At 62.8% G+C, this 23,099-nt stretch carries 25 protein-coding genes; 11 read left to right on the top strand and 14 right to left on the bottom strand.

What is annotated here, in order from left to right; genetic code table 11:
• Positions 1–80: 80 nt before the first annotated feature.
• Positions 81–881: an acyl-CoA thioesterase gene (locus U9R80_RS18650; RefSeq protein WP_301841801.1), complete on the top strand. Its 801-nt coding sequence runs from the start codon at positions 81–83 to the stop codon at positions 879–881.
• Here U9R80_RS18650 and U9R80_RS18645 read toward each other — a convergent pair.
• The 3 genes from U9R80_RS18645 to U9R80_RS18635 form a co-directional block, all read right to left on the bottom strand.
• Positions 878–1,240 carry an Mpo1-like protein gene (locus U9R80_RS18645; RefSeq protein ID WP_301841802.1) on the bottom strand — a complete coding sequence of 121 codons (363 nt, stop codon included), beginning with the start codon at positions 1,238–1,240 and terminating at the stop codon, positions 878–880. The two genes, U9R80_RS18650 and U9R80_RS18645, sit on opposite strands and share 4 nt — an antisense overlap.
• Before the next feature lie 75 nt (positions 1,241–1,315).
• Entirely contained in the window at positions 1,316–2,794 is a 1,479-nt protein-coding gene (locus tag U9R80_RS18640; RefSeq protein ID WP_301841803.1) for a methyl-accepting chemotaxis protein, read from the bottom strand.
• An 86-nt stretch (positions 2,795–2,880) separates the two neighbouring features.
• Positions 2,881–3,687: a TatD family hydrolase gene (locus tag U9R80_RS18635; RefSeq protein ID WP_301841804.1), complete on the bottom strand. Its 807-nt coding sequence runs from the start codon at positions 3,685–3,687 to the stop codon at positions 2,881–2,883.
• Positions 3,688–3,845: 158 nt separating this feature from the next.
• Here U9R80_RS18635 and U9R80_RS18630 point away from each other — a divergent pair, with 158 nt between their 5' ends.
• On the top strand, positions 3,846–5,243 hold the full coding sequence (locus tag U9R80_RS18630) for a transglycosylase SLT domain-containing protein (protein ID WP_301841805.1): 1,398 nt from the start codon (positions 3,846–3,848) through the stop codon (positions 5,241–5,243).
• A 241-nt stretch (positions 5,244–5,484) separates the two neighbouring features.
• Positions 5,485–5,793 (top strand): hypothetical protein, encoded by a 309-nt coding sequence (locus U9R80_RS18625; protein WP_301841806.1) that lies wholly within the window; start codon positions 5,485–5,487, stop codon positions 5,791–5,793.
• A 9-nt stretch (positions 5,794–5,802) separates the two neighbouring features.
• Here the strand turns inward: U9R80_RS18625 and U9R80_RS18620 are convergent, their stop codons facing one another.
• The 5 genes from U9R80_RS18620 to U9R80_RS18600 all read right to left on the bottom strand — a co-directional run bounded on the left by U9R80_RS18620 (position 5,803) and on the right by U9R80_RS18600 (position 11,736).
• Complete coding sequence (locus tag U9R80_RS18620; RefSeq protein ID WP_301841807.1) at positions 5,803–7,020, bottom strand: DUF3422 domain-containing protein; 1,218 nt, start codon at positions 7,018–7,020, stop codon at positions 5,803–5,805.
• Positions 7,021–7,291: 271 nt separating this feature from the next.
• On the bottom strand, positions 7,292–7,786 hold the full coding sequence (gene greB / locus U9R80_RS18615) for a transcription elongation factor GreB (protein ID WP_301841808.1): 495 nt from the start codon (positions 7,784–7,786) through the stop codon (positions 7,292–7,294).
• A 147-nt stretch (positions 7,787–7,933) separates the two neighbouring features.
• On the bottom strand, positions 7,934–8,395 hold the full coding sequence (locus tag U9R80_RS18610) for a hypothetical protein (protein ID WP_301841809.1): 462 nt from the start codon (positions 8,393–8,395) through the stop codon (positions 7,934–7,936).
• A 147-nt stretch (positions 8,396–8,542) separates the two neighbouring features.
• Positions 8,543–11,053: an ABC transporter permease gene (locus U9R80_RS18605; protein WP_301841810.1), complete on the bottom strand. Its 2,511-nt coding sequence runs from the start codon at positions 11,051–11,053 to the stop codon at positions 8,543–8,545.
• Positions 11,053–11,736, bottom strand: a complete 684-nt coding sequence (locus tag U9R80_RS18600; protein WP_028941428.1) for an ABC transporter ATP-binding protein — start codon at positions 11,734–11,736, stop codon at positions 11,053–11,055. Before U9R80_RS18600 ends, U9R80_RS18605 begins: the two co-directional genes overlap by 1 nt.
• A gap of 10 nt (positions 11,737–11,746) precedes the next feature.
• Here U9R80_RS18600 and U9R80_RS18595 point away from each other — a divergent pair, with 10 nt between their 5' ends.
• From U9R80_RS18595 to U9R80_RS18585, 3 genes are all read left to right on the top strand, one after another.
• Positions 11,747–12,352: an arylesterase gene (locus tag U9R80_RS18595; RefSeq protein ID WP_301841812.1), complete on the top strand. Its 606-nt coding sequence runs from the start codon at positions 11,747–11,749 to the stop codon at positions 12,350–12,352.
• Between the two features lie 56 nt (positions 12,353–12,408).
• Positions 12,409–12,699, top strand: coding sequence for a hypothetical protein (locus tag U9R80_RS18590; RefSeq protein WP_301841815.1), 291 nt, complete (start codon positions 12,409–12,411; stop codon positions 12,697–12,699).
• 112 nt (positions 12,700–12,811) lie between these two features.
• Positions 12,812–13,783: a L,D-transpeptidase family protein gene (locus tag U9R80_RS18585; RefSeq protein WP_028941431.1), complete on the top strand. Its 972-nt coding sequence runs from the start codon at positions 12,812–12,814 to the stop codon at positions 13,781–13,783.
• Between the two features lie 129 nt (positions 13,784–13,912).
• On the opposite strand, the gene oprI is transcribed toward U9R80_RS18585, so the two are convergent.
• A complete protein-coding gene (gene oprI, locus U9R80_RS18580) occupies positions 13,913–14,164 on the bottom strand; it encodes an outer membrane lipoprotei OprI (protein WP_003259780.1) in 252 nt (83 codons plus the stop codon).
• Between the two features lie 509 nt (positions 14,165–14,673).
• Here oprI and U9R80_RS18575 point away from each other — a divergent pair.
• Positions 14,674–14,955: a GNAT family N-acetyltransferase gene (locus U9R80_RS18575; RefSeq protein ID WP_028941432.1), complete on the top strand. Its 282-nt coding sequence runs from the start codon at positions 14,674–14,676 to the stop codon at positions 14,953–14,955.
• A gap of 84 nt (positions 14,956–15,039) precedes the next feature.
• On the opposite strand, the gene U9R80_RS18570 is transcribed toward U9R80_RS18575, so the two are convergent.
• Positions 15,040–16,116, bottom strand: a complete 1,077-nt coding sequence (locus U9R80_RS18570; protein WP_197876549.1) for a 3-deoxy-7-phosphoheptulonate synthase — start codon at positions 16,114–16,116, stop codon at positions 15,040–15,042.
• 169 nt (positions 16,117–16,285) lie between these two features.
• Positions 16,286–16,732, bottom strand: coding sequence for a PilZ domain-containing protein (locus U9R80_RS18565; RefSeq protein ID WP_301841818.1), 447 nt, complete (start codon positions 16,730–16,732; stop codon positions 16,286–16,288).
• A gap of 116 nt (positions 16,733–16,848) precedes the next feature.
• Between U9R80_RS18565 and U9R80_RS18560 the strand changes: the two genes are divergently transcribed.
• The 4 genes from U9R80_RS18560 (at position 16,849) to cysB (ending at position 20,447) form a co-directional block, all read left to right on the top strand.
• Positions 16,849–17,817, top strand: a complete 969-nt coding sequence (locus U9R80_RS18560; RefSeq protein WP_301841819.1) for a putative 2-dehydropantoate 2-reductase — start codon at positions 16,849–16,851, stop codon at positions 17,815–17,817.
• 30 nt (positions 17,818–17,847) lie between these two features.
• On the top strand, positions 17,848–18,756 hold the full coding sequence (locus U9R80_RS18555; RefSeq protein ID WP_301841820.1) for a 5'-nucleotidase: 909 nt from the start codon (positions 17,848–17,850) through the stop codon (positions 18,754–18,756).
• A 93-nt stretch (positions 18,757–18,849) separates the two neighbouring features.
• The gene (locus tag U9R80_RS18550; protein WP_028941436.1) at positions 18,850–19,347 is read left to right on the top strand and encodes a universal stress protein; all 498 of its coding nucleotides are present in this window, start codon (positions 18,850–18,852) and stop codon (positions 19,345–19,347) included.
• Between the two features lie 125 nt (positions 19,348–19,472).
• Positions 19,473–20,447: an HTH-type transcriptional regulator CysB gene (cysB, locus tag U9R80_RS18545; RefSeq protein ID WP_028941437.1), complete on the top strand. Its 975-nt coding sequence runs from the start codon at positions 19,473–19,475 to the stop codon at positions 20,445–20,447.
• Positions 20,448–20,510: 63 nt separating this feature from the next.
• On the opposite strand, the gene U9R80_RS18540 is transcribed toward cysB, so the two are convergent.
• Genes U9R80_RS18540 through U9R80_RS18530 form a run of 3 tightly spaced genes read right to left on the bottom strand, consistent with a single transcriptional unit; the run spans position 20,511 to position 23,004 of the window.
• Positions 20,511–21,743, bottom strand: a complete 1,233-nt coding sequence (locus U9R80_RS18540; protein WP_301841821.1) for a hypothetical protein — start codon at positions 21,741–21,743, stop codon at positions 20,511–20,513.
• The gene (locus tag U9R80_RS18535) at positions 21,740–22,609 is read right to left on the bottom strand and encodes an ABC transporter ATP-binding protein (RefSeq protein ID WP_301841822.1); all 870 of its coding nucleotides are present in this window, start codon (positions 22,607–22,609) and stop codon (positions 21,740–21,742) included. The genes U9R80_RS18540 and U9R80_RS18535 overlap by 4 nt, the downstream gene beginning before the upstream one ends.
• Positions 22,606–23,004 (bottom strand): GntR family transcriptional regulator, encoded by a 399-nt coding sequence (locus tag U9R80_RS18530; RefSeq protein WP_301841823.1) that lies wholly within the window; start codon positions 23,002–23,004, stop codon positions 22,606–22,608. The genes U9R80_RS18535 and U9R80_RS18530 overlap by 4 nt, the downstream gene beginning before the upstream one ends.
• Positions 23,005–23,099 lie beyond the last annotated feature (95 nt).

Raw genomic sequence — 23,099 nt, 5'->3', positions numbered from 1 at the left:
CCGCTGATATGGCCGAAATGCGGGCTGTCGCAGGAGTTTTCGCTGGTTAAGATCGGACTTTTCCCACGGATGAGTACGGCATGAATCTCTCGCAATTGCTCAAGGCGGTCCGCCTGCACCCCCAGGCGGTCACCATTCCTGCCAGTTGGGCGCAAGGGCGCGCCTGTTTTGGTGGCCTGATGGCTGCTCTGCTGTATGAAACCATGCTCACCAAGACCTCGCCCGGTCGTCCGGTGCGTTCCCTGGCCATCACCTTTGTCGGCCCGGCCGAACCCGAGGTGCCGATCAGCTTTGAAGTGGAGTTGCTGCGCGAAGGCAAGGCAGTCAGTTCACTGCTGGGCCGGGCGGTGCAGAACGGTCAGGTGGTGACCTTGATGCAAGGCAGTTTCGGCGGCGGGCGTGACTCGGTTGTCAACGTGCCAGCGTTGCCGGCAATTGAAATGAAAAGCCTGGAGGAGTCCGCCACCGAGCTCCCCTATATCAAAGGCGTGACGCCAGAGTTCATGCGCCATGTGTCGCTGCGCTGGGCCATTGGCGGGATTCCGTTCAGCAACACCCCGTCGCGCAATATGGGCGGTTGGGTCCGGCTGCGTGATGAGGGTGGTGACGAAACCTTGAGCGAAGCGCACCTGCTGGCGCTGACCGATGCCTGGCCGCCGACCTTGCTCTCGCACCTGAACAGGCCGGCGGCAGGAAGTACCCTGACCTGGACCATCGAGTTCATTCAGCCGGTGCCAAGCCTCACCACGCACGATTGGTTCAAATACTGTGCGCAGACCGAGCATGCCCGTGACGGTTACGGCCACGCGGCAGCCGCCCTGTGGACGGCTTCGGGTGAGTTGCTGGCGATCAGTCGCCAGACGGTGACTGTCTTCGCTTAGTGGCGATGGCGGTTACGCCAGGCGCGCCACCAGGCGCCACTCAAGACAAAGCGCGGAAAGGTGACGAACTGTTCCACCAGCAGGCGGCCGATGGCGTCTTTGCGGTCGCTGAAGGGTTCGGGTTGCTCGGCCTCAAGGCGATGGCCCTGGCGCTGCAGGCCAAGGCCTGCGATCAGGGCGATGATGCCGACGGCCAGTTGTCCCAGGTCCAGTGAGAACAGCCCCGACAGCACCAGCAGTACACCGAGGATGAACAGCGGCACGGCAATCAGGTGCAACACCAGGTTGGTCGGGTTGCGGTGATTGTGGTGGTAGCCGCGCCATTGCCAGGCGGGCAAGTTGGGCAAGCGTTTGTTCATGAGCAATTCCTCAGGGTTCTGTCTGAAGAATAGTGCGGCCCCCGACAGGGGGCCAATGAGCGGCAGCTATCGGCCTTATAGCTTGAGTTGGCCGATGGCCTTGCTCAATTCACCGGCCAGGGTGGCCAATTCGCTACTGGTGGTGGCCGAGTCGACGGTCTGCTGCACGGTCTCTTCGGTGACGTCGCGAATGCTCACCACCGCACGATTCATTTCTTCGGCCACCTGGCTCTGCTGCTCGGCGGCCACGGCAATCTGGGTGTTGCTCTCGCGCATCTGCGCCACGGCGCTGGTGATCTCGGCCAGGGCGATACCGGCTTCCTGGGCCTGCTGGACGCAGTCGTCGGCCTTGAACGAGCTCTCCTGCATGAAGTCCACGGCATCGCGGGTACCGGCCTGCAGCGCCGAGACCATGGTGGTGATCTCGTCGGTGGAGGCCTGTACGCGCTTGGCAAGGTTGCGTACCTCATCGGCCACCACCGCAAAGCCACGGCCCAGGTCGCCGGCACGGGCCGCCTCGATGGCGGCGTTGAGCGCCAGCAGGTTGGTCTGCTCGGCGATGCTGTGAATCACCCCGACCACACCATTGATCTTCTGGCTGTCTTCGGCCAGTTGGCGAATCATCTCGGCCGTTTGCTGCACACCGCTGGAAAGACCGGCAATCGAGGTCTGCACCCGGCTGACCACTTCCTGGCCACTGCCTGCCAGCGTGTCGGCGGTCTGCGACAAGTCGCGGGTGGCACCGGCGTGCTGGGCGATGTGGTAGACGGTGGCCGACATCTCGTTGATGGCGGTGGCGGCCTGGTCGGTCTCGCTTTGCTGGCCGAGCATGCCGTGGCGCACGTCATTCATGCTGGCGGCCAGGCGCGCGGCACCGGAGTCCAGTTGCGCGGCGGTGCGGGCCACGGTGTTGACCACCCGGTGATACGTGGTCTGCATGGCGTTGAAGGCGCTGGCCATCTGGCCGACTTCATCGCCGCACGACAACGGCACCCGGGCCGAAAGATCGCCGGTTTTTTCAACGTGCAACATCACGTCCTTGAGGGTGTTGAGCTGGCTGAGCAGGAAGCGGATCAGCAACTGCGAGGCGCAGAGCATCGCCAGCATCAGGATCAGCACGCAGACGGCGTAGTTGGTGAAACGGTCGGTAAACACCTGGAGCAGGCTGGGGGAGGGGGCGAGCACGGCGATCTGCTGACCGTCGCGGCTGATCACCTGGGCACCGCTGAGCGGGTTGGTGCCGGTCAGCGCCAGGCCATGCAGTTGCACCCAGCCCTGGGCGTTGGCCAGGGGCTTGAGCTGTTCACCGTCAAAACCTGGCGCTGTGCCGGGGGCGTATTGCAGCCACAGGCGGTTGTGCGGCAGGGCCTGCCCGGCAGGCCAGGCGGCGAGCAATTGCGCCTGGGCCTGGGCCTTGTCCTGGGCGTCCTGTGCCCGGGCCTGTTGCTCCAGGTGCACGGCGTAGAGCACCAGGAACAGCGTTGTGACAAAGGCCACCGCGTTGACGGCCCAGAACTTGTACTTCAGGGAGATATTGCTAAGCCAGGCACCCATGTAAGGTCTTCTCTGATTGAGCGGAAACAATGTTGGCAAGGTGCCATCATTGTGCCGAGCCTATCAGAGGGGCGTCTTGATATGCGTCAAATAATCGCGGGGAGGTTGAAGAAGGCGCGGGCGCAGGCGGTGGTGTGAGCGGCCAGTTGCTCGGTGCTTTCGCCGCGGTGCAAGGCCACTTCGCGCAGCACCTCGGTGAGGAAGGCCGGCTCGTTGCGGCCGCTTTTCGGCTTGGGCCGCAGGCTGCGTGGCAGCAGGTAAGGTGCATCGCTCTCCAGCATCAGGCGGCCTTCAGGGATGCTGCTGACCAGCGGGTGCAGGTGGGTGCCGCGACGCTCGTCGCAGATCCAGCCGGTGATGCCGATGTGCAGGTCCAGGTCCAGGTAGCCGAACAGGGCGGCGCGCTCGCCGGTAAAGCAGTGCACCACGGCGGCGGGCAGGCGGTCGCGGTAATCCTTGAGGATCGCCAGCAGGCGTTCGCTGGCGTCGCGCTCGTGCAGGAACACCGGCATGTGCAGCTCTACCGCCAGGGCCAACTGTTCTTCCAGGGCCTTTTCCTGTTGCGGGCGGGGCGAAAAGTCGCGGTTGAAGTCCAGTCCGCATTCACCTACGGCCTGGACCCGAGGTTGTTCCAGCAAGGCACGCAACTGGCGGTTGCTGTCGCTGCTCCAACTGCTGGCATCGTGGGGGTGGACCCCGGCGGTGCTGAACAGGCGTTGGCCGCTTTCATCCAGGGCCAGGCACAGTTCCAGTGCTTGTTCGCTGCCCTCAAGGCTGGTGCCGGTGACCATCATTTGCACCACACCCGCCGCCTCGGCGCGCTCAAGAATGCCCTGGTGTTTGTCGGCAAAACTTGGGTTGGTCAGATTGACGCCGATGTCGATGAGTTGCATGGTGCTACCTCAGGCCGGAAGCCGGCCAGCATAGCAAAGCTCGAGGAATTTCGATAAATCGAAGAACTTCAACGCGTTGTCGTGGTCTTTTGCGGTCAATTGTCATGGATCGACTGCAAACTATGGCGTCAACCACACCCCCGCAGGCCTTCATACGGATGACGCGTGCGCTGTTTTTGTTGATCGTGCTGGGCTTCGGTCTGCTTCAGGCAGGGCCGGCCAGCGCGCGCCTGCCCGGGCCGCAGCAGTCGGTTCCCAAGGCCCAGGTTCGCGACCTGGCGCAGATCCGTAGCACCCGGGTGCTCAAGGTGCTGGTCAATCAGAGCCGCAACAGCTCCGGTGAGGTCAAGGGCGAGCCGGTGGGCGTCGAATATCACCGCTTGCGGGCCTTCGAGCACTACCTCAATGCCCGCGCCCAGGACGGCCAGGAAATCCGCCTGAAAATCATTCCCCGGGCCAAGGAGCAATTGCTGGCCGCGTTGCAGCGCGGCGAAGCCGACCTGGTCGCCCCCGGAGAGCTGCTTGATCCGACCTCCACCCGCGGCCTGGTGGCCAGCGACCCGGTAGTGGACAAGGTGTCCATGGTGCTGGTGGGGCGCAAGGGCGAGCGCAGTTACCAGCGGGTCGAGCAGCTTTCGGGGCGCACGCTGGCGCTGACCAGTGCCAGTGCGGCCGGCGATACCCTGCATGAAATCAACCAGAAACTGGCCTTGCGCAAACTCGCGCCGATCAAGGTCGAGTGGGTGGACCCGACCTTGGCGGTGGAGGATGTGCTGGAAATGGTCCAGGCCGGGATCTTCCACCTCACGGTGGTCGAGCAGCCGATTGCCGAGCGCTGGGCACGGGTGATGCCCAAGTTGCGTGTGGACCGCAGGGTGCAGGTGGCGGCTCCCGAGGCCATGCGCTGGTATGTGCGGCGCGATGCGGTGATGCTGCACGCCAGTGTCGATCGCTTTTTGCAGGGTTATAAGCCACCACAGAATCAGGATGCGGCGTTCGAGCGGATTTATCGGCGTTTGTACCGGGTGCACAATCCCTTGGCCCGTACTGACCGCAAGCGCCTGGAAGCCCTCAGGCCAGTGCTGCAGCGCCATGCCAGTGAACAGAACATCGACTGGTTGAATCTGGCGGCGGTGGCGTTCAAGGAATCCTCGCTCAATCCGGCTGCCCGCGGTGCCGGTGGGGCTCATGGCTTGATGCAGATTACGCCCAGCGCGGCGCAGCGGGTCGGGGTGAGCAATATCAGCAGCGTCGATGGCAATGTACGGGCCAGTGCGCGGTACATGGCGCTGATCCGGCGCAAATTCTTTTCCAGCAATCAATTGAATGAGCGTGAGCGCATGGCGTTCACGTTGGCGGCATACAACCTTGGACCAGAGCGAGTCCAGGCAATGCGGGCCGAGGCACGTCGACGGGGACTCAATGGCAACCAATGGTTTTTCCAGACCGAGCGAATTGCCATGGAGCAGGTCGGGATGGGGCCCGTCAGCTACGTCAACAGCGTGAACAAATACTTCCTAGCCTTCGACCGCGAACGCAAGACCCTGGAGCGCTAGCGGCTCACCCTCACACGCTTCGCTCTTACTTACAGCTCCAAGCTTACCGCTTGCCCCTTGAAGCGAAGCTGAGTTGACATCCATACAGCAGCTTCTCTAGCATGCTGACTTGCGCCGATTTAAACAGCTACTTGCGGGGCGCAGGGGAAACCTCCCGGTTTTTCCAAATACCGCTAAAACGCTGGTTCGGTGACGCCTCCCACCGCAGCCCAGCGGGATCTGCGAGGCGGAGAATCATTCCATGAGTTGTCCACGTACCAGTGTCTGTTTGAGCCCTCTGCCTGCCAGTCAGGCCGCGCGCGTGCCGCGTATTCTTCTGGGCGGTGCCCACCAGCCCACTCTTCTGCGTTATCTCGATGGCTGGCCTCGTCGTAAAGGCCGCGCTACCGCTTTTCTGATTCAGTTCGCCGATACCCGTGCATCGCTCAGTCAGTTTGCCAGCGATCGTTTCGACCTTGCTGTCATCCAGTCGCCCAGCGCCGAAGATGCTGCCGAGGTGATCGGCCACCTGACCCGGGTTGCCCGGCAGGGGCTGATCACGCGCGTGTAGGGGGCAGGCTCAATGCTCCTTGGCTTTGCGGATGCGCAGCAAAATCACTAGCAGGATCAGGATCGCCAACGGCGCCATGCCCAGTAGCGCCTCACGCTCGCTGAACGGTGCGCCCAGGGTGTGCAGGCCGCTGTAGACCAGTTTCAGCAGGCTGAGCAGGTAGTAGGTGATGGCAATGATCGACAGGCCTTCCACCGCCCGTTGAATCTTGATCTGGGTGTCGGCGCGGGCGTTCAGGCTGCGCAGGATCTCGGCGTTCTGTTCTTCCATCTCAACCTGCACGCGCGCTTGCAGCAGCTCGCCGAGGTTGGCCACGCTTTCGGCCAGGTGTTCCAGACGTTGTTCGGTGGCGGTGCAGTAACGCACCGTGGGTTTGAAGCGCCGCTCGATGAACACGCCCAGGCGCTGGCAATCGGCGACGTGGCTTTCGCGCAGTTCACCTAAACGCTCGAACACCAGTTGCGCATAGGCTTGGGTGGCGCTGAAGCGGTGGCGGTTTTTTACCGTGCTGCCGACCACCTGGCGCGACAGTTGGGCAATGTCTTCGAGCAGCGCCTTGGCATTGCCGCCGTCGCTGGCGACGTTGCGTTCCGACAGGCTGACCAGGGTGCGGTCATAGCTGTCGAGTTGACGGCTCAAGGCCTTGGCATTGTCCAGCGCCAGTGAGGCCATCATCCGGTAGGTCTCGATTTCCAGCAGCCGGCGAATCATTCGTCCTTGCCGATAGGCATTCAGGCGACGGTTGATGAACAGGAAGCGATTGGTACCGTCTTCGGTAAGGCGAAAGTCGCTCCAGACCACCGCATCGCCACCGCCGACACAGGAGCCGCAGGGGTCCTTGAAACCGTAACGGGCAAGATCCAGCCCGGTCTCGTCGCGCACGATCACCTGCACCGCGTTGATGATCTGCTGCTGGCAGGGTTCGATAGCCTGTGCCAGGGCCTGGGGAAGGGTCGTCCAGGTCAGCTCGCTGTCAGCGGCCGGCACGACCAGGGTCAGGGTGAAGAATTCGGCGTGGCGCTCCCATTTGAACGGATGGCCGTCGAGGAGGGTGATGCCCTGGGCCGCGTCGGGCTCGAAGGTATCGGGGCAGCAGCGCTGCAGCAGGTCATCGCATTGTGCGGCAGTGCCGAGAAAAGCCAGGTGGAAAACATGGGCCGGCTCGTCGAAATATAACGACGGGCGAGCGTGCAGCTCGTTGTGCAGCGCTTTTCGTTGGGCATGCATGGGGTTCAGACCGTATTGTTGTGTTTTTGCTGTTCCAGGTGCCTAGGCTCTGCATGAAAAATTTTGAGACGAAGGTCAGGCAAGGCGAAAACAGCCGAGGAACGGTCGGAGTCGCGCTCGACTTTACGGGTTGTAAATGAGCATTCCGAGGCTGTTTTCAACGCAGCCTCACCGAGTATCAAGGCTTTTCGTACAGAGCCTGGGGCACATGGGTGGGACGGGCGCACAGCCGATGCAAGTCACGCACCCGGCAGCAAACACTGAGCAACGGTTACGCGTCTTCGGACGTCGGCGGGGAGCCGTAGGTGATGCGGTTGATGTACCAGGTCGCCTCGCCACTTGGCGTCTGCACCACCACTTCGTCGCCTTCCTCTTTTTTCAGCAGCGCGCGGGCCATTGGGGCGTCGATCGAGATGTAGTCGTTGCGCCCATAGATTTCGTCGTAGCCGACGATTCTGAAAGTCTTGCGTTCAGCGTCGTCGTTTTCGATTTCTACCCAGGCGCCGAAGAACACCTTGCCTTCCTGCTCAGGGGCGTAGTCGACCACCTTGACGTCTTCTAGGCGCTTGCGCAGGTAGCGAACGCGGCGGTCGATCTCGCGAAGCAGCTTCTTGTTGTACTGGTAGTCGGCATTCTCGCTGCGGTCGCCAAGCGATGCCGCCCAGGCCACCTTGGCGGTGATTTCCGGGCGGTAGGTGCGCCACAGGTGATCCAGCTCGCTTTTGAGTGCTTCGTGGCCTTCTCGCGTGATGATGTTCGTAGCCAAGCTTCATCCTTAAGGGTGTGTGCCGGTTGGGTGGGCTGGTCAACGATATCTCATCGACGGGGCGCGACAAAGCGCCTGGCGCTGATACCTCAACGCCAGGCGCACCCGGATCTGGTGTAATTGCCCCGAATGTGGGGAGGCCTGGAGTCAGCGCAGTCCGCCCTTGTCGTCGCCAGGCTCGCCGCCCACGTGGACGCCGTGATCATCGCCGGGCTCGCCCGCTGCGTGAACGCCGTGATCATCACCCGGCTCGGCGTGGGTGCCGGAGCGCCCGGAAGAGGACTCGCCGGTGCTGCTGTGTCCGGCATGGCCGTCACCGTGGTCACTGCCGCTGTGTCCGCTGCCACCACTATGGCCGCCACCGTTGCCGCTACCGTGTCCGCCGCCACCGCCACTGCCGCCGTGTCCACCGCCGCCACTGCCGCCATGTCCACCACCGCCGCCACTCCCTCCGCCGTGTCCACCACCCCCACCGTGGCCACCACCACCACCACCTCCATCCTTGGCGTAGGCACTCGAAAATCCGGTCAGGGAGTCAGGGATCAGCACAGTTGATGTCGACAGAATCGCTCCGATGGACAATGCCAATAAGGATTTCGTAATACTCATGCGAACCTCCAGTACGGCGCTAGGGTTTGGTGCAGCAGAGTGAGCCTAGCAAGGCACAAGCCAACAGCTATGGAGGTCGATGTGCGGTAGGGGGGGCTTGGTTGACGTCAAGTGAACCGGCTGGCGCACTTGACGTCGGGGCCAGGGTCAGCCTTCGCGCAGCACGGTGAGCGGGCTGGCGTTGAGCGCTCGGCGGGTACCGTAGACACCGGCGCCGCCGACCAGCAGGGCGCCGATCACTGGCAGCAGCAACAGCCAGGGGTGAGGGCTCCAGGTCAGGTCGAAGGCATAGCGGTACAGGAGCAGGGTGATCAGCTCGCAGCCGATGGCGGCGAGCAGCCCGCTGGCCGCCCCCAGCAGGCCGAATTCGATACGCCGGGCCTTGATCAGCAAGGCCCGGCCAGCACCCAGCGCACGCAGCAGGGCGCCTTGGCGAATGCGTTCATCCAGGGTTGCCTGCAAACCTGCGAACAACACGGCCAGCCCGGCGGCCAGTACGAACAACAGCACATATTCCACCGCCAGGGTGACCTGGGCGAGGATGCTGCGCAGTTGTTCGAGCAGGGCATCGACCTGCAGGATCGTCACTGCCGGGAAGGCCCGGGACAACGCCACGACCTGCTGGTCGTGACCGGGGGCAAGGTAGAAGCTGGTGAGGTAGGTGGTTGGCAAATCCTGAAGCGTGCCAGGCTGGAAGATCATGTAGAAGTTGGGCTGGAAGCTGTCCCAATTGACCGTGCGCAGGCTGGTGACCACGACCTGGCGTTGCTGGCCGCCGATGTTGAAGGTCAAGTGGTCGCCCAGCTTGAGCTTGAGGCTATGGGCCAGCTCGGTCTCGACCGAGACGCCTGGCAGGTTGCTATCGGCCCCTGGGCTGGGCTGCCACCACTGACCTTCGCTCAAGGCGTTGCCTGTTGGCAGGTCGGCGGCCCAGGTCAGGCTCAGGTCGCGCTGCACGGCGCGATCGCCGGTGGATTCCTTGCTGACGATCTGCTGCACGGCCTGGCCGTTGATGTCCGTCAGGCGTCCGGGAATCACCGGGTACAGCGGCGCGGCTTCGACCGAGAATTCGTTCAGGCGTTGGGCGAAGCTGTTTTTGTCGTCGGGCAGGATGTTCAGGGCGAAATAGTTCGGTGCGTCCTTGGGCAGCTGGTTCTGCCAGGTATCGAGTAGCTCGGCGCGCAGCAGGGCAATCAAGGCCATGGCCAGCAGGATCAGGCCAAAGGCCAGGGATTGGCCGGTTGCCGCTAGTGGGTGGCGTAGCAGTTGGCCCAGGCCCAGGCGCCAGGCCAGGGGCGAGCCGGCAAGCAGGCGGCGCAAGCTGCGCAAGCCGAGCAACAGCAGGCCGCCGAGCAGCACTGCCGCTACCAGGCCGCCACCGAGCAGGGCGAAGGTCAGAAGCAGGTCCAGGCTCAGGCGCCACATGATCAGGCCCAGGGCGAGCAGGGCGGCGCCGTACACCAGCCAGCTGCTTGGCGGTACTGGCAGCAGGTCGCGGCGCAGTACCCGCAGCGGTGGCACGCGGCCCAGTGCCGCCAATGGCGGCAAGGCAAAGCCGGCCAGGGCTACCAGGCCGGTGGCAATCCCGGCCAGTGCGGGGGCTAGGCCACCGGGTGGAATCTGGGCCGGCATCAAGCCTTGCAACAACTTGAACAGGCCCAGTTGGGCCAGCCAGCCAAGCAGGGCGCCGCCCAGGGCCGCAAGGCCGCCGAGGATTGCCAGTTGCAGGCAGAACAAGCCCAGCGCCTGGCGCCGCGACAGGCCCAGGCAGCGCAGCAGGGCACTGGCATCGAAACGGCGGGTAGCAAAGCGGCTGGCCGACAGGGCCACGGCCACGCCCGCGAGCAGTACGGCGACCAGGCTGGCCATGTTCAGGTAACGCTCGGCCTTGCCCAGGGCGCCGCCGATCTGCTGGTTGCCATCGCGCGAATCCTGCAGGCGCTGGTTGGGCGCCAGCGCCTTGGTGATGCTGTCCCGGTAGTCGGCCAGGGCCTCGGGCTCGCCGCGCCACAAGTCGCGGTAGCTGACCCGGCTGCCGGGTTGCACCACGCCGGTGGCGTCGAGGTCGGCCAGGTTGATCAATACCCGCGGCGTCAGGCTGTAGAAGTTGCCGGCGCGGTCCGGTTCGTAGGTCAGTACCCGGCTCATGCGCAGGGTTTTCATGCCGACGTCGATGCTGTCGCCGATTTTCAGCTCCAGGGCTGCCAGCAAGCGGGGTTCGACCCAGGCCTCGCCGGGCGCCGGGCCACCGCCGCTGGATTCGCTGGCGTAGGGTTCGGGGGCGCTGCGCAGCTCGCCTCGTAGCGGATAGGCGTTGTCGGCGGCTTTGATGCTGGAGAGCTGAATGCCATTGTCGGTGGCAATCACACTGGAGAATTCGACCACCTGGGCATGTTGCAGGCCGCTGGCCTTGCCCGCGGCAATCTGCTCGGGCTGGGCGGGCGAGCTGCCGCGCAGTACCAGGTCGGCGCCGAGGAACTCGGTGGCGCGCAGCAGCATCGCGCCGTTGAGGCGGGCGCCGAAGTAACCGATTGCCGTGCTGGCTGCCACGGCGACCAACAAGGCAAAGAACAGCACGCGCAGTTCACCTGCACGGGCATCGCGCAGCAACTGGCGCACGGCCAGCGCCAGCAGACGGAAAATCGGCAGGCGGGCCATCAGGGCTCCAGCGGCGCGACCAGGTGGCCGGCGTCCAGGCGGATCAGGCGCCGACAGCGTTGTGCCAGGCGTTCGTCATGGGTGACCAGTACCAGGGTGGTACCGCGTTCTTTGTTCAGTTCAAACAACAAGTCGCTGATGCGCTCGCCGGTGTGGCTGTCGAGGTTGCCGGTGGGTTCGTCGGCGAACAGCACCGCAGGCTCGGCGGCAAAGGCCCTGGCGATGGCTACCCGTTGCTGCTCGCCGCCGGACAACTGGCGAGGCGAATGGCTCAGGCGCTGGCCCAGGCCGACCCGCTCCAGCAGGCTGCGGGCATGCTCACGGGCATCGCGGCGGCCGTCCAGCTCCAGGGGCAGCATGACGTTTTCGAGGGCGTTGAGGCTGTCGAGCAGTTGGAACGACTGGAACACGAAACCGACGTGTTCGGCGCGAACCCGGGCGCGCTGGTCTTCATCCAGAGGGCCGAGGTCGTGCCCGGCCAGGGTCACCGAGCCTGCACTGGGCAGGTCCAGGCCCGCCAGCAGGCCCAGCAGCGTCGATTTGCCCGAACCCGAGGCACCGACAATCGCCAGGCTGTCGCCTTGTTTCAATTCCAGGGAGAGTTCGTGCAGGATGGTCAGGTCGCCTTCCGCGCTGGGAACCACTTTGCTAAGGTTCCGCGCAGTGAGAATGCTGGGGCCCATGGAGAATCCGATGCGAGTGTGGTTATTGAGTGCTGGCCTGGCGTTGATGTGCATGGCCCAGGGCGCAGCAGCGGGTACCGTCTTGATTGTCGGCGATAGTATCAGTGCCGCTTTCGGCCTGGATACCCGCCAGGGCTGGGTTGCCTTGCTGGAGCAGCGGCTGAAGGCCGAGGGTTTCGACAGTAAAGTGGTCAATGCCTCGATCAGTGGTGACACCAGTGCAGGAGGCCAGGCACGGCTGCCGGCGCTGCTTGCAGAGCACAAGCCGGAGCTGGTGGTGCTGGAACTGGGGGGCAACGATGGCCTGCGCGGGCAGCAGCCCAAGCAATTGCAACAAAATCTTGCTTCGATGATCGACCGCTCCCGCGATGCCGGCGCCAAGGTGCTGTTGCTGGGCATGCGCTTGCCGCCCAATTATGGCGTGCGGTACACCACGGCGTTCGCCCAGGTCTATGAAAACCTGGCGAGCGAGAAACAGGTGCCGCTGGTGCCCTTTTTCCTTGAGGGAGTGGGCGGTGTGCCCGAGCTGATGCAGGCCGATGGCATCCATCCGGGGCAGGGGGCGCAGGCAAGGTTGCTGGAAAATGCCTGGCCACAACTAAAACCGCTGCTTTGACGCTTTTATAGTGACCGGCTTTCGGCTAATGTTGCGCCCCCGATTTGGAGCCCCCGATGCCGCGTCCCGCCTGGTCCCTGTATGCCTATCAATTGATCGAGCCTGACGAACAGCTTGACCTGTTCGCCTGCCAGGAGATCCGCGTCCATCTTGTGGCCCGCCAGCTTGAGCTTGGCGGCTCGGCCGACCGTACCTTGTGCGGTACGCTGTTGCCGGCTCAACCACGCTGGTCGACGGTCGAGCGCGGTATCTATCGCGACCGCCGCCTGTGCACCCTCTGCCGGGCGATTCTCGATGCCCAGCGCCGCGGCACGCGGCCTGTCTGGCCACAGCTGGTAGTTGGCTGAGATAGCCTTTCATCCCTCAAACGCCTTGAAATACCTCGATCACTCCCGATTGTGCCGGGGGCGGTGTACAATCCTCGTCTTGACCTCACTGAATTAGCGAAGGATTTCCCGGATGTTGCCGCGCTTTCCCGCCGTCACCCGTTGCCTGTCCCTGGCCGCCCTGCTGGCGGCAGGTCCTGCTGCTGCGCTGGAGTTTCCCCTGCCACCGCCTGGTGAAGACGTCATTGGCCAGGTCCAGGTGATCAAGGCCAAGTACGAAGATACCTTCGCCGATATCGGTACTGCCAATGACCTCGGCTATCTGGAAATGATCGCCGCCAACCCGGGCGTCGACCCGTGGTTGCCAGGTGCCGGCACCGAAATCATCCTGCCGACCCGCTTCATCCTGCCGCCGGGCCCGCGCGAAGGTATCGTCATCAACCTGGCCGAGTACCGCATGTACTACTACCCGAAAGGGCAGAACGTGGTGCATACCTATCCGCTGGGTATCGGTCGTGAAGGCTGGGGCTCGCCCATCGCCAACACCAAGGTGACCGCCAAGACGCCAAACCCGACCTGGACGCCGCCCGCCTCGATCCGCAAGGAGCACGCCGCAGACGGTGACATCCTGCCGACCGTAGTGCCTGCCGGCCCGGACAACCCCTTGGGCCCGTTCAAGTTCACCCTGGGCGTACCGGGCTACCTGATCCACGGTTCTAACAAGAAGTTCGGCATCGGTATGCGTACCAGCCACGGTTGCTTCCGCATGTTCAACAACAACGTGCTGGAACTGGCCAAGATGGCCCCGGTCGGTGTTGCCGTGCGCATCATCAATGAGCCGTACAAGTTCGGTGTGAGTGCTGGCAAGGTTTATCTGGAGGCGCACACGCCGCTGGATGACAAAGGTGATCCGTCGGTGGTCGACAAACACACCGCAGTGATCAACGCCTTGCTCAAGCGTGAAGATCTTGCCAACAACCTGCGCATGAACTGGGACATGGTGCGTGATGTGGTTGCCGCCGAAGATGGCATGCCAGTGGAAATCGCCGTGCCGATCACTGCTCAGCAGCCAATGGTTTCGAGCGTACCGCTAGACATGCAGTAACCCTCTGTTGTTGCACCCAAGGCCTGCCATTGTGCAGGCCTTGTCGTTTGTGCAGGGTTACTTTCTTTCGGGCAATAAAAAAGCCGACCCACAAGTGGGTCGGCTCCAAATAACAATCCCGAGGGATTATTACTTACGGCTGGCTTTGTCCAGCATGCGCAGAGCGCGCTCGTTAGCTTCGTCAGCGGTCTGTTGAGCTTTTTGAGCTGCAGCCAGAGCGTCGTCAGCTTTGCGATAGGCTTCATCGGCACGAGCTTGTGCACGAGCTGCTGCGTCTTCAGTAGCAGTCAGACGAGCTTCGGTTTCTTTGGATACGCTGCTGCAACCGGTAGCCAGAACTGCGGCCAGAGCCAGAGCAGAGAATTTCAGAACGTTGTTCATCGTGTTCCCCTTCAAGGACTTTCTATTAAATAGCCATCTCTCAACAATGAGAAACTGACCGGCGTACATAGTACCCATTACTTGTAGTAAGTAAACTGACAGAGCGCAAGAACTGGAAAAAAAATGCGCTTGCGCTTGTGCCGACACCGGGTTTTCTAGAAAACCGCCTGGACGCTGCCTGTACGGGCGTAAGAGAGTGTAGCAAACTTGCTTTTTGTTGAACTAAAGGTGACTTAAAGTGTCATCAAACGTCATAGCACTACAACATCCGGCAACTGTTCAGGCGGCTGTCCGCCACCTGGTTCACCTGCTGCAAGTGCGTGATTTTTGCGACCAGCCGCCTTGAGTAACCGGGCCTTGGGCGCCTACTATTTGTACGTGCTCATTTGCCAGAGAACGACCATGCTGTTCTTGCTGTCCAACCGGGCACGGGGTGGCGTAGAGGTTCCTTCGCCGGACAAACATCGGTAAGGTAAGGGGTCAGATCATAAGACCCGCAAGGAGTAGTGATGAGCGAGGCGTTGTCCATCCACCATGACCAGGCTGGTCATCAGTTCGAGACCAGTGTGGACGGTCATCGTGCTTACCTGACCTACATGGACCTGGGTAAGCAAACCCTGGATATCTACCGCACCTTTGTTCCCAATGCGTTGCGGGGCCGGGGCATTGCCGCGGCGCTGACCGAAAAGGCGCTGCAGTATGCAGAAGACATGGGCTACACCGTGATTCCGTCATGCTCGTACGTGGAACGTTACATGGAGCGCCAGCAGCGGCACTCCACCAAGGCTTGAGAATCGCGAAGGGCAGCCCAGGGCTGCCATTCAAACGCACACACAAAAACGCCGGGCATTGCCCGGCGTTTTTGTGTGTGGCGGTCAGGCGCGGTTGCGTTTAGGCAACACGTCCTTGAGCTTGGCGTGCATGCTGCGCAAGGTTTTCTCGGTGGCGTCCCAGTCGATGCAGGCGTCGGTGATCGAAACACCGTACTGCAGGTCCTCAAGGTTCTTCGGAATCGCTTGGCAGCCCCAGTTCAGGTGGCTCTCGACCATCAGGCCGATGATCGACTGATTGCCTTCAAGAATCTGGTTGGCAACGTTCTCCATCACCAGAGGTTGCAGCGCCGGGTCCTTGTTGGAGTTGGCGTGGCTGCAATCGACCATGATGTTCGGCTTGATCTTGGCCTTGGCCAGTGCCTGCTCGCACAGGGCGACGCTGACCGAGTCATAGTTCGGCTTGCCGTTGCCGCCACGCAGGACCACGTGGCCGTAGGCGTTGCCCTTGGTGGTGACGATCGACACGCCACCTTCCTGGTTGATGCCCAGGAAGCGGTGGGGGCTGGAGACCGACTGCAGGGCGTTGATCGCCACGGTCAGGCCGCCATCGGTGCCGTTCTTGAAGCCCACTGCCGAGGACAGGCCAGAGGCCATTTCGCGGTGGGTCTGGGATTCGGTGGTGCGCGCGCCGATAGCCGACCAGCTGATCAGGTCCTGCAGGTACTGCGGGGAGATCGGGTCGAGGGCTTCGGTGGCGGTAGGCAGGCCCATTTCAGCCAGGTCCAGCAGCAGTTGGCGGCCGATGTGCAAGCCATCCTGGATCTTGAAGGAGTCGTCCAGGTACGGGTCGTTGATCAGGCCTTTCCAGCCGACGGTCGTGCGTGGCTTCTCGAAGTACACGCGCATGACCAGGTACAGGGTGTCGGACACTTCCGCGGCCAGGGCCTTGAGGCGTTCGGCGTACTCGTGGGCGGCCTTGATGTCGTGGATCGAGCAGGGGCCGATCACCACGAACAGGCGGTGGTCCTTGCCGTCAAGAATATTGCGCACCACTTCGCGGCCCGCAGTCACGGTCTTGAGCGCAGTGGCGCTCAGGGGAATTTCCTTCTTGAGCTGATCGGGGGTGATCAAGGTCTCGTTGGAGGCAACGTTTAGGTCATCGATCGGTAAATCAGCCATCGTGTTACTCGTCAGGTCACGGGTGCCGGCCGCCAGCGATCCCCGTGCGGCGGAGCAGCATGATTGTACGCAGCGGGGAGCCGAACCTTAGCGCGTTACACCGTGGCTCGACAATGGGCAGAGCCCGCTTTCCTGCCTGTGTAAGCCCGCAGGGGCAGGGTTTTTGTCGTTAAATGAGAATCTGTTGGGTATGCGTGGCTTCGAGGCTGGCCTCGGAGAACTCGCCGGCGTGCAAACTGACCCATTGGCGGGCGAGGGTGTCGAGGTCGGGCGGGGTGGTGTCGTCCAGGGTCTGCTGCTGGTAAAGATGCTGGATCTGGCAGACCTGCTCACTCATTCTCGCCCCGAACAGCGCCTGTTCATCGACAAAGGCAATGCCGACCCGGTAGCCGTCCTGGTGCTTCTGGCACCAGGCCACATAGCCGGGGTAGCGTGCCGATTCACCGAGCGACGGAATGAACATTTCAATGGCCATTCCCCGGCGGTAGGCGCGGGGGTGGTTGCAGGCGATTCCGCCCAGGCTGATAGTGTGCAGGCGCTGGCGAAACAGGCTGGGCGACTGGCGTAACGCCAGTTCGACCGGGACATCGTCCGGGTGAGTGAGGTATCCACGCATGATCGACTCCGTGTCGATTTTTTGACCTTGTTCGCCTCAGTATAGTGAAGGCTGGGAAAGCGCTTGATTTGTGTGTCAAAAAACTGAACAAAAAAACAGCAATCGAGGAGAGCAGGATGACCAGCAGCAGTCCGCGTATCGGCATCATCGGAACCGGCGCCATTGGCGGCTTTTATGGGCTGATGCTGGCCAGGGCCGGGTTTGATGTGCACTTCCTCCTGCGTAGCGAGTTCGAGGCGGTCAAGACCCGCGGATTGCGGGTCGAAAGTGCCGTGCATGGCACGCTGCAGATGCCGGTGCAGGCCTACGCCGATGTCGCCGACATGCCGCCTTGTGACTGGTTGCTGGTGGGCGCCAAGACCACCAGCAATGCCGAACTTGCGCCGGTGATTGCAAAGGCTGCGGCGGCCGATTGCAAGGTCGTGCTGTTACAGAACGGTCTGGGCGTGGAAGAGCAGTTGCGGCCGTTGTTGCCCGCCACCCTGCACCTGCTGGGTGGCCTGTGCTTTATCTGCGTCAATCGGGAGGCGCCAGGGATCGTTCGCCACCAGGCCCTGGGAGCGGTGAACCTGGGCTATCACAGCGGCCCGGCGGTGGACGCGGTGGTGCGTCAGAATATCGCCGAGGCCGGGGCTGACCTGTTTCGCACGGCCGGTATCGACTCGCAGGCCATGGGCAACCTGGCTCAGGCGCGCTGGCAGAAACTGGTGTGGAACGTTCCTTACAACGGCTTGTCGGTGCTGCTCAAGGCCAGTACCACGGCGTTGATGAGCAACCCGCACAGTCGTGCGTTGATCCAGGCGTTGATGGCCGAGGTGGTCGAGGGCGCGCGGTCACGCGGCCATGAGATGCCTGAGGGCTATGCTGAGCAACTGTTCGCGGGGACCGAAAAGCTGCCCGATTACTGGCCAAGCATGTACCACGACTTTACTGAGCAGCGGCCGCTGGAGCTGGATGTGATCTATGCAGAGCCGCTGGCCCGGGCGCGCGAGGCGGGGTGCAGCATGCCGCGTATGGAGGCGTTGTATCAGGCGCTGGCTTTTGTTGATCAGGCCAATCGCGAGGCCAGCCCACAGGCACTGTAGCCGCGGGCTGGCCCCGCAAAGGAGTAGCTAATGAGCAAAAACCTCGGTGACAAACTCGTCGTTGCCATTTCCTCGCGGGCCTTGTTCGATCTCAGCGAGAGCCACCGTATTTACCTGGCGCATGGGGTCGAAGCCTACCGCCAGTACCAGATCGACCATGAAGACGAAGTGCTGGTGCCGGGGGATGCGTTCCCGCTGGTGCAAAAGCTGCTGGGCCTGAATGCCCACCTCGGTCAGCCGCGGGTCGAGGTGGTGCTGGTATCGCGCAACAGTGCCGACACGGGCCTGCGGGTGTTCAACTCCATCGAGCACCACGGCCTGGGAATCTACCGTGCAGCGTTCGTGGGGGGACGCAGTCCGTATCCTTACCTGGCGGCCTTTGGTTGCCACCTGTTCCTGTCCACGGATGCCGATGATGTGCGCAGTGCCCTGGAGGCCGGGTTCGCTGCCGCCACGATTCTCTCCGGCGGCGCTCAGCGGGCCAACAGTGATGAACTGCGCATTGCCTTCGATGGCGATGCGGTGCTGTTTTCCGATGAGTCCGAGCGGGTCTATCAGTTGGGCGGGCTGGAGGCTTTTCAGGCCAGCGAGCGGCAGTCGGCCCGCGAGCCGCTGCGGGGCGGTCCGTTCAAACCCTTCCTGGCTGCGCTCAATCTGTTGCAGAAAGAATTTCCCGAAGGCGCCTGCCCCATCCGCACGGCCCTGGTGACGGCCCGTTCGGCACCGGCCCATGAGCGGGTTATTCGCACCCTGCGCGAATGGGATGTGCGCCTGGATGAGTCGCTGTTTCTTGGCGGCCTGGACAAATCGGCGTTCCTTGAAGCCTTTGCCGCCGATGTGTTTTTCGACGATCAGGCCGGTCATTGCGAACGGGCGCGCAGCGTGGTGGCGACCGGTCATGTGCCCCATGGAATCAGCAACGAACCGACCCTCGGCTGAGGCATCCGCGCCTGGCGCCGGACGGAACGGCGCGTTGTACGGGCGCTGCTAAGCTGAAGCTTGCTCTGCCCAAGCGGCAGTCGAGGAGGTCGAATGATCCGTTCCATGCTCTATGCCACCGACCTCGGTGTATACGCACCTTTTGTCATGCAGCACGCCCTCGCACTGGCGCGCACCTTCAATGCAGAGCTCTACGTGATTCACGCCGTCGAACCCATGGGGCAGTTCGCCGAGTCGCTGCTGCAAAGCTACCTGGACGAACGCACCCTCGATGAATTGCACAGCCAGGGTGTCAACAGCGTCATGGCCAATATCGAGCAGCGGGTGCTGGAGAACTTCCGCGACGAGTTGGGTGAGGAGGCCGACCTTGCATTGATCAAGGCGGTGCGTGTGCGCCAGGGTGACCCGGCCCAGGTGATTCTGGAACAGGCCCAGCGCCTGAGTGTCGACTTGTTGATCTTCGGCAGCCACAGCCAGGGGGCGGGTGTCGATATTCCCATTGGCCGTACCGCCGTGCGCTTGCTGCAGCTCTCGCCGGTGCCGGTGTATATGGTGCCTCTGGCGCAACACCTGGGGCGTAGGAAGGCATAAGGGGGCGTTGTAAGCGGATTGGTACTAGACTGCCAAAATAGTTCTAGATTTATTCTCCAAACCACTAATATAGTTATAAATCGTCGCTGCTGCCGGTGACGCCCCAGCAGATTTGAGGGATACCTATGAAGCTTCAACAATTGCGCTACATCTGGGAAGTGGCGCACCACGACCTCAACGTCTCCGCGACAGCGCAGAGCCTGTATACGTCTCAGCCGGGTATCAGTAAGCAGATCCGCCTGCTTGAAGACGAACTGGGCGTTGAAGTTTTCGCTCGTAGCGGCAAGCACCTGACCCGCGTGACCCCGGCAGGTGAGCGTATCATCACCACGGCTGGCGAGATCCTGCGCAAGGTCGAAAGCATCAAGCAGATTGCCCAGGAATTCTCCAACGAGAAAAAAGGCACCCTGTCGATCGCTACCACTCACACCCAGGCGCGTTATGCCCTGCCGCCGGTGATCAGCAGCTTTATCAAGCAATACCCGGAAGTGGCCCTGCACATGCATCAGGGCTCGCCCATGCAAATCGCCGAAATGGCCGCTGACGGCACCGTGGACTTTGCCATTGCCACCGAAGCGCTGGAGCTGTTCGGCGACCTGGTGATGATGCCGTGCTACCGCTGGAACCGTTGCGTGGTCGTGCCTCAGGGTCACCCGCTGACCAAGCTGCCCAAGCTCAGTCTCGAGGCCCTGGCCGAATACCCGATCGTGACCTACGTGTTCGGTTTCACCGGCCGCTCCAAGCTTGATGAAGCCTTCAGCCATCGCGGCCTGACCCCGAAAGTGGTGTTCACCGCCGCCGACGCCGACGTCATCAAGACTTACGTGCGTCTGGGTCTGGGTGTCGGCATCGTCGCCAAGATGGCCGTCGACCCCAAGCTCGACAGCGACCTGGTGGTACTCGATGCCAGCGAACTGTTCGAGTCCAGCGTGACCAAGATCGGTTTCCGTCGTGGCACCTTCCTGCGTGGTTTCATGTGCGACTTCATCGAGAAGTTCGCCCCGCACCTGACCCGCGAAGTGATGGCCAAGGCCATCCAGTGCCACAACAAGCAAGAGCTTGAAGAACTGTTTGAAGGCGTCGAGCTGCCGGTGCACTGATACCGCATCGCAGCCCTAAAAAACCGGCCATGGCGCCGGTTTTTTTATTGCCCGCAGGCGGCTTCAGGCGTTGCGCAGCATCAGTGTGCAAAGGTAGATCAGCAACATCGCGGCTGCAGCACCCAGCGCCAGTTGTTTTCGGCTCAGCGCGCCGCGCCAGGCCAGCCTGACCAGGCCCTGGTTCACCATCAGCATGAACGCGCAGAAGGCAATCGCGGCCGCCGGCTGGTGCAGTCCGGGCCTGTCGTTGTGTGCCCCCAGCGCCATGATCAGCAAGGTCATGAACAGCTGCCGCTCCAGCATGCAGCGACGCAGCTGACGCATCAGGGTTGCCTGCAACTGCTCGCGTGGCGGCAAGCCGGGTGCCAGCAGCAGCTCGGCGAGGATTGCCCGGTTACGGCCGTGCAGATCGATCAGGGTGCCAATCGGCTGCAGGGGAATCCAGACCAGCACGACGGCAGCCCACAGGGCGATAAAGCTGCTGTCATAGCCCGGTTTTAGCCAATAACAGAATGCCAGCAGGCCTCCCAGGCTCAGGTAGATAAACGCCTGGCCGCGCTTGCCGTAGATTTGCCGGAGGGTCTGGCAATTTCGACCGAGCAGGGCGGCCATGCGCGCCTGACCCAGGTGGTCTGGCTGTGCTCGCAGGGATTCACGTGTGCCGGCCGTTGGCGTCAGGCGCTCCTTCAGTGGGCCAGGCAGACTCAGCGCATAGCCATCCAGCACAACACCGAACGGGGTGAGGACGCGTGTGCGCGGATGCCGTGACTGCCAGTGCCAGAGTCCCCAGGTCAGTGTCAGTGCGAATACGCCGAGCATGGCGCACAGGGCGGGATCAGCCAGCACTTGCCAGTAAAGGCTCAACAGCGTGGCGGGAATGAAGAACAGCACGGACGGCAGGCTGATCGCCCACAAACCGAAACACGCGCCCAGCCAGAGTGCCGCAGCCAGCTGCACGGTATCTTGACCGGCAGGCGGCCACAGCAGCAGGCACAGCAGGGGAGGGCTGATGCTCAGCACCATGTGCACGCCGATGCCGCGCAGCAGGGTCATCCGAGCGCCCGGTAACTGCAAGGCAACCATGCTGTGGACGAGGTTGCACAGCCGTGGCCCATGGAACACCCACCACAGGGCGGCGGCCAGGGCCCAGGTGACGGGCCAGGCCAGGGACTCACGGCTGGCTGGCCCGATCTGCCCGATGATCACCCCCATGCCCAGGACCGACCCATAGCACAGCACGCCCAACGCCAGCAGCCAGGGTCCAAGGAACAAGGGTTTGAATGTACCGGCGTTCATGCCGCCAGCTCCACGAACAGGTCTTCAAGGCTCAGGCTGTGGGTGCTGGCCTGGCCGGGCAGGGTGCTCGCGTCAGCCTGGGCCAGGTTCAGGACCAGGCTCCAGCCACCTTCGGCCAGTGGCCGGCGGGCCACTTCGCCGGGCAATGGCAGGGCGGGCAGGGTGCTGTGCTGCGGCCACCGGACCCTGCGCAGTTCGTCCTTGAGCTGGTCGAGTTCGCCATACAGGCGCAAGCGGCCTTCGTGCATCAGCGCAACATGGGAAGCGATGCGCTCAAGGTCCGAGAGGATGTGGGTGGAGAACACCACGGTGCTGCCGTGCTCTGCGGCCAGTTCGACAATCTCGCGCAACACTTCGCGGCGCACCAGCGGATCGAGGGCGGCGGCCGGTTCATCCAGCACCAGCAGGCGCGGACGCGGCGCCAGGGCGCGGATGATTGCCACTTGCTGGCGTTGCCCCGGCGACAGGTCCTGAATCAGCCGCTTGCTGTCCAGGTTCCAGCGCTGCAGCAGGCTGTCGGCCAGGTGGCTGTCCCAGGTCGGGTAGAGGCTGGCGAAGAACGTCAATGCATCGCCGACTTTCATCCATAGCAGGCTGTCGGTTTGTTGCGGCACGTAGCCCAGCGCGGCTTTGTCGTGGTCGTTGATCTGCAGGGCAGGCTTGCCAAACAGCCGGGCTTGCCCGCTTTCGGCGCTACGCAGCCCCAGCAGGCATTCCATCAGCGTGCTCTTGCCCGCGCCGTTACGGCCGAGCAACCCCAACACCGTTCCCGGCGCGACGCGCAGCGATACATCGTTCAGCGCAGTGTGATCCTTGTAGCGTTTGGTCAAGGCGAGGGCTTCGACCACGGGGTCCAGGTGGCTCATTGCGTTCCTTCGTGAGGCTCTACGTCGTTCATGAGTGGGGCGAGTGCTTCGATCAACTGCTCAAGGCTCAGGTCCAGTTGGCGGGCCTGGCGGGCCAGTTGCTCCAAGGCCGGTTGCAGAGTCTGCAGACGGATTTGTGCCGGGGTGACGGCCAGGTGGTTGTCGGCCACTTGCATGCCCTTGCCACGCTGGCGCTCCAGCAGGCCCTGCGCCTCAAGCAGGGCGTAGGCCTTGGAGACGGTCATCGGGTTGATGGCATGGGCTGCGGCGACCTCGCGCACCGAGGGCAGGCGGGTGCCGGGCGGGCAGGTGCCTGCGCTGATCAGGCGGGTGATCTGGCCGACGATCTGGCGATAGATCGGATCGGCAGCGCTGGGTTCGATGTGCAGGGTCATGGCGTCCATGTGTATTAGTGTAGCAATACACTTGTGCTATCACGCAAGCCCCTTTCTCGCGGGCATGAAAAAACCGGCCGAAGCCGGTTTTTGTG

The sequence above is a fragment of the Pseudomonas sp. JQ170C genome (genome assembly GCF_035581345.1).
Lineage (GTDB): Bacteria > Pseudomonadota > Gammaproteobacteria > Pseudomonadales > Pseudomonadaceae > Aquipseudomonas.
Note: the sequence above shows the minus strand (reverse complement) of the source record. Positions and strands in the feature narration are given on the sequence as shown.

What these genes read in the sequence shown, in the direction of transcription:
- U9R80_RS18650 (WP_301841801.1), top strand. Translation starts at nt 81, where the DNA reads ATGAATCTCTCGCAATTGCTCAAGGCGGTCCGCCTGCACCCCCAGGCG.
- oprI (WP_003259780.1), bottom strand. Translation starts at nt 14,164, where the DNA reads ATGAACAACGTTCTGAAATTCTCTGCTCTGGCTCTGGCCGCAGTTCTG.
- U9R80_RS18595 (WP_301841812.1), top strand. Translation starts at nt 11,747, where the DNA reads ATGCGAGTGTGGTTATTGAGTGCTGGCCTGGCGTTGATGTGCATGGCC.
- U9R80_RS18625 (WP_301841806.1), top strand. Translation starts at nt 5,485, where the DNA reads ATGAGTTGTCCACGTACCAGTGTCTGTTTGAGCCCTCTGCCTGCCAGT.
- cysB (WP_028941437.1), top strand. Translation starts at nt 19,473, where the DNA reads ATGAAGCTTCAACAATTGCGCTACATCTGGGAAGTGGCGCACCACGAC.
- U9R80_RS18575 (WP_028941432.1), top strand. Translation starts at nt 14,674, where the DNA reads ATGAGCGAGGCGTTGTCCATCCACCATGACCAGGCTGGTCATCAGTTC.
- U9R80_RS18585 (WP_028941431.1), top strand. Translation starts at nt 12,812, where the DNA reads ATGTTGCCGCGCTTTCCCGCCGTCACCCGTTGCCTGTCCCTGGCCGCC.
- U9R80_RS18540 (WP_301841821.1), bottom strand. Translation starts at nt 21,743, where the DNA reads ATGAACGCCGGTACATTCAAACCCTTGTTCCTTGGACCCTGGCTGCTG.
- U9R80_RS18605 (WP_301841810.1), bottom strand. Translation starts at nt 11,053, where the DNA reads ATGGCCCGCCTGCCGATTTTCCGTCTGCTGGCGCTGGCCGTGCGCCAG.
- U9R80_RS18565 (WP_301841818.1), bottom strand. Translation starts at nt 16,732, where the DNA reads ATGCGTGGATACCTCACTCACCCGGACGATGTCCCGGTCGAACTGGCG.
- U9R80_RS18620 (WP_301841807.1), bottom strand. Translation starts at nt 7,020, where the DNA reads ATGCATGCCCAACGAAAAGCGCTGCACAACGAGCTGCACGCTCGCCCG.
- U9R80_RS18590 (WP_301841815.1), top strand. Translation starts at nt 12,409, where the DNA reads ATGCCGCGTCCCGCCTGGTCCCTGTATGCCTATCAATTGATCGAGCCT.
- U9R80_RS18570 (WP_197876549.1), bottom strand. Translation starts at nt 16,116, where the DNA reads ATGGCTGATTTACCGATCGATGACCTAAACGTTGCCTCCAACGAGACC.
- U9R80_RS18555 (WP_301841820.1), top strand. Translation starts at nt 17,848, where the DNA reads ATGAGCAAAAACCTCGGTGACAAACTCGTCGTTGCCATTTCCTCGCGG.
- U9R80_RS18640 (WP_301841803.1), bottom strand. Translation starts at nt 2,794, where the DNA reads ATGGGTGCCTGGCTTAGCAATATCTCCCTGAAGTACAAGTTCTGGGCC.
- U9R80_RS18535 (WP_301841822.1), bottom strand. Translation starts at nt 22,609, where the DNA reads ATGAGCCACCTGGACCCCGTGGTCGAAGCCCTCGCCTTGACCAAACGC.
- U9R80_RS18635 (WP_301841804.1), bottom strand. Translation starts at nt 3,687, where the DNA reads ATGCAACTCATCGACATCGGCGTCAATCTGACCAACCCAAGTTTTGCC.
- U9R80_RS18600 (WP_028941428.1), bottom strand. Translation starts at nt 11,736, where the DNA reads ATGGGCCCCAGCATTCTCACTGCGCGGAACCTTAGCAAAGTGGTTCCC.
- U9R80_RS18550 (WP_028941436.1), top strand. Translation starts at nt 18,850, where the DNA reads ATGATCCGTTCCATGCTCTATGCCACCGACCTCGGTGTATACGCACCT.
- U9R80_RS18560 (WP_301841819.1), top strand. Translation starts at nt 16,849, where the DNA reads ATGACCAGCAGCAGTCCGCGTATCGGCATCATCGGAACCGGCGCCATT.
- U9R80_RS18645 (WP_301841802.1), bottom strand. Translation starts at nt 1,240, where the DNA reads ATGAACAAACGCTTGCCCAACTTGCCCGCCTGGCAATGGCGCGGCTAC.
- U9R80_RS18630 (WP_301841805.1), top strand. Translation starts at nt 3,846, where the DNA reads ATGACGCGTGCGCTGTTTTTGTTGATCGTGCTGGGCTTCGGTCTGCTT.
- U9R80_RS18610 (WP_301841809.1), bottom strand. Translation starts at nt 8,395, where the DNA reads ATGAGTATTACGAAATCCTTATTGGCATTGTCCATCGGAGCGATTCTG.
- U9R80_RS18530 (WP_301841823.1), bottom strand. Translation starts at nt 23,004, where the DNA reads ATGACCCTGCACATCGAACCCAGCGCTGCCGATCCGATCTATCGCCAG.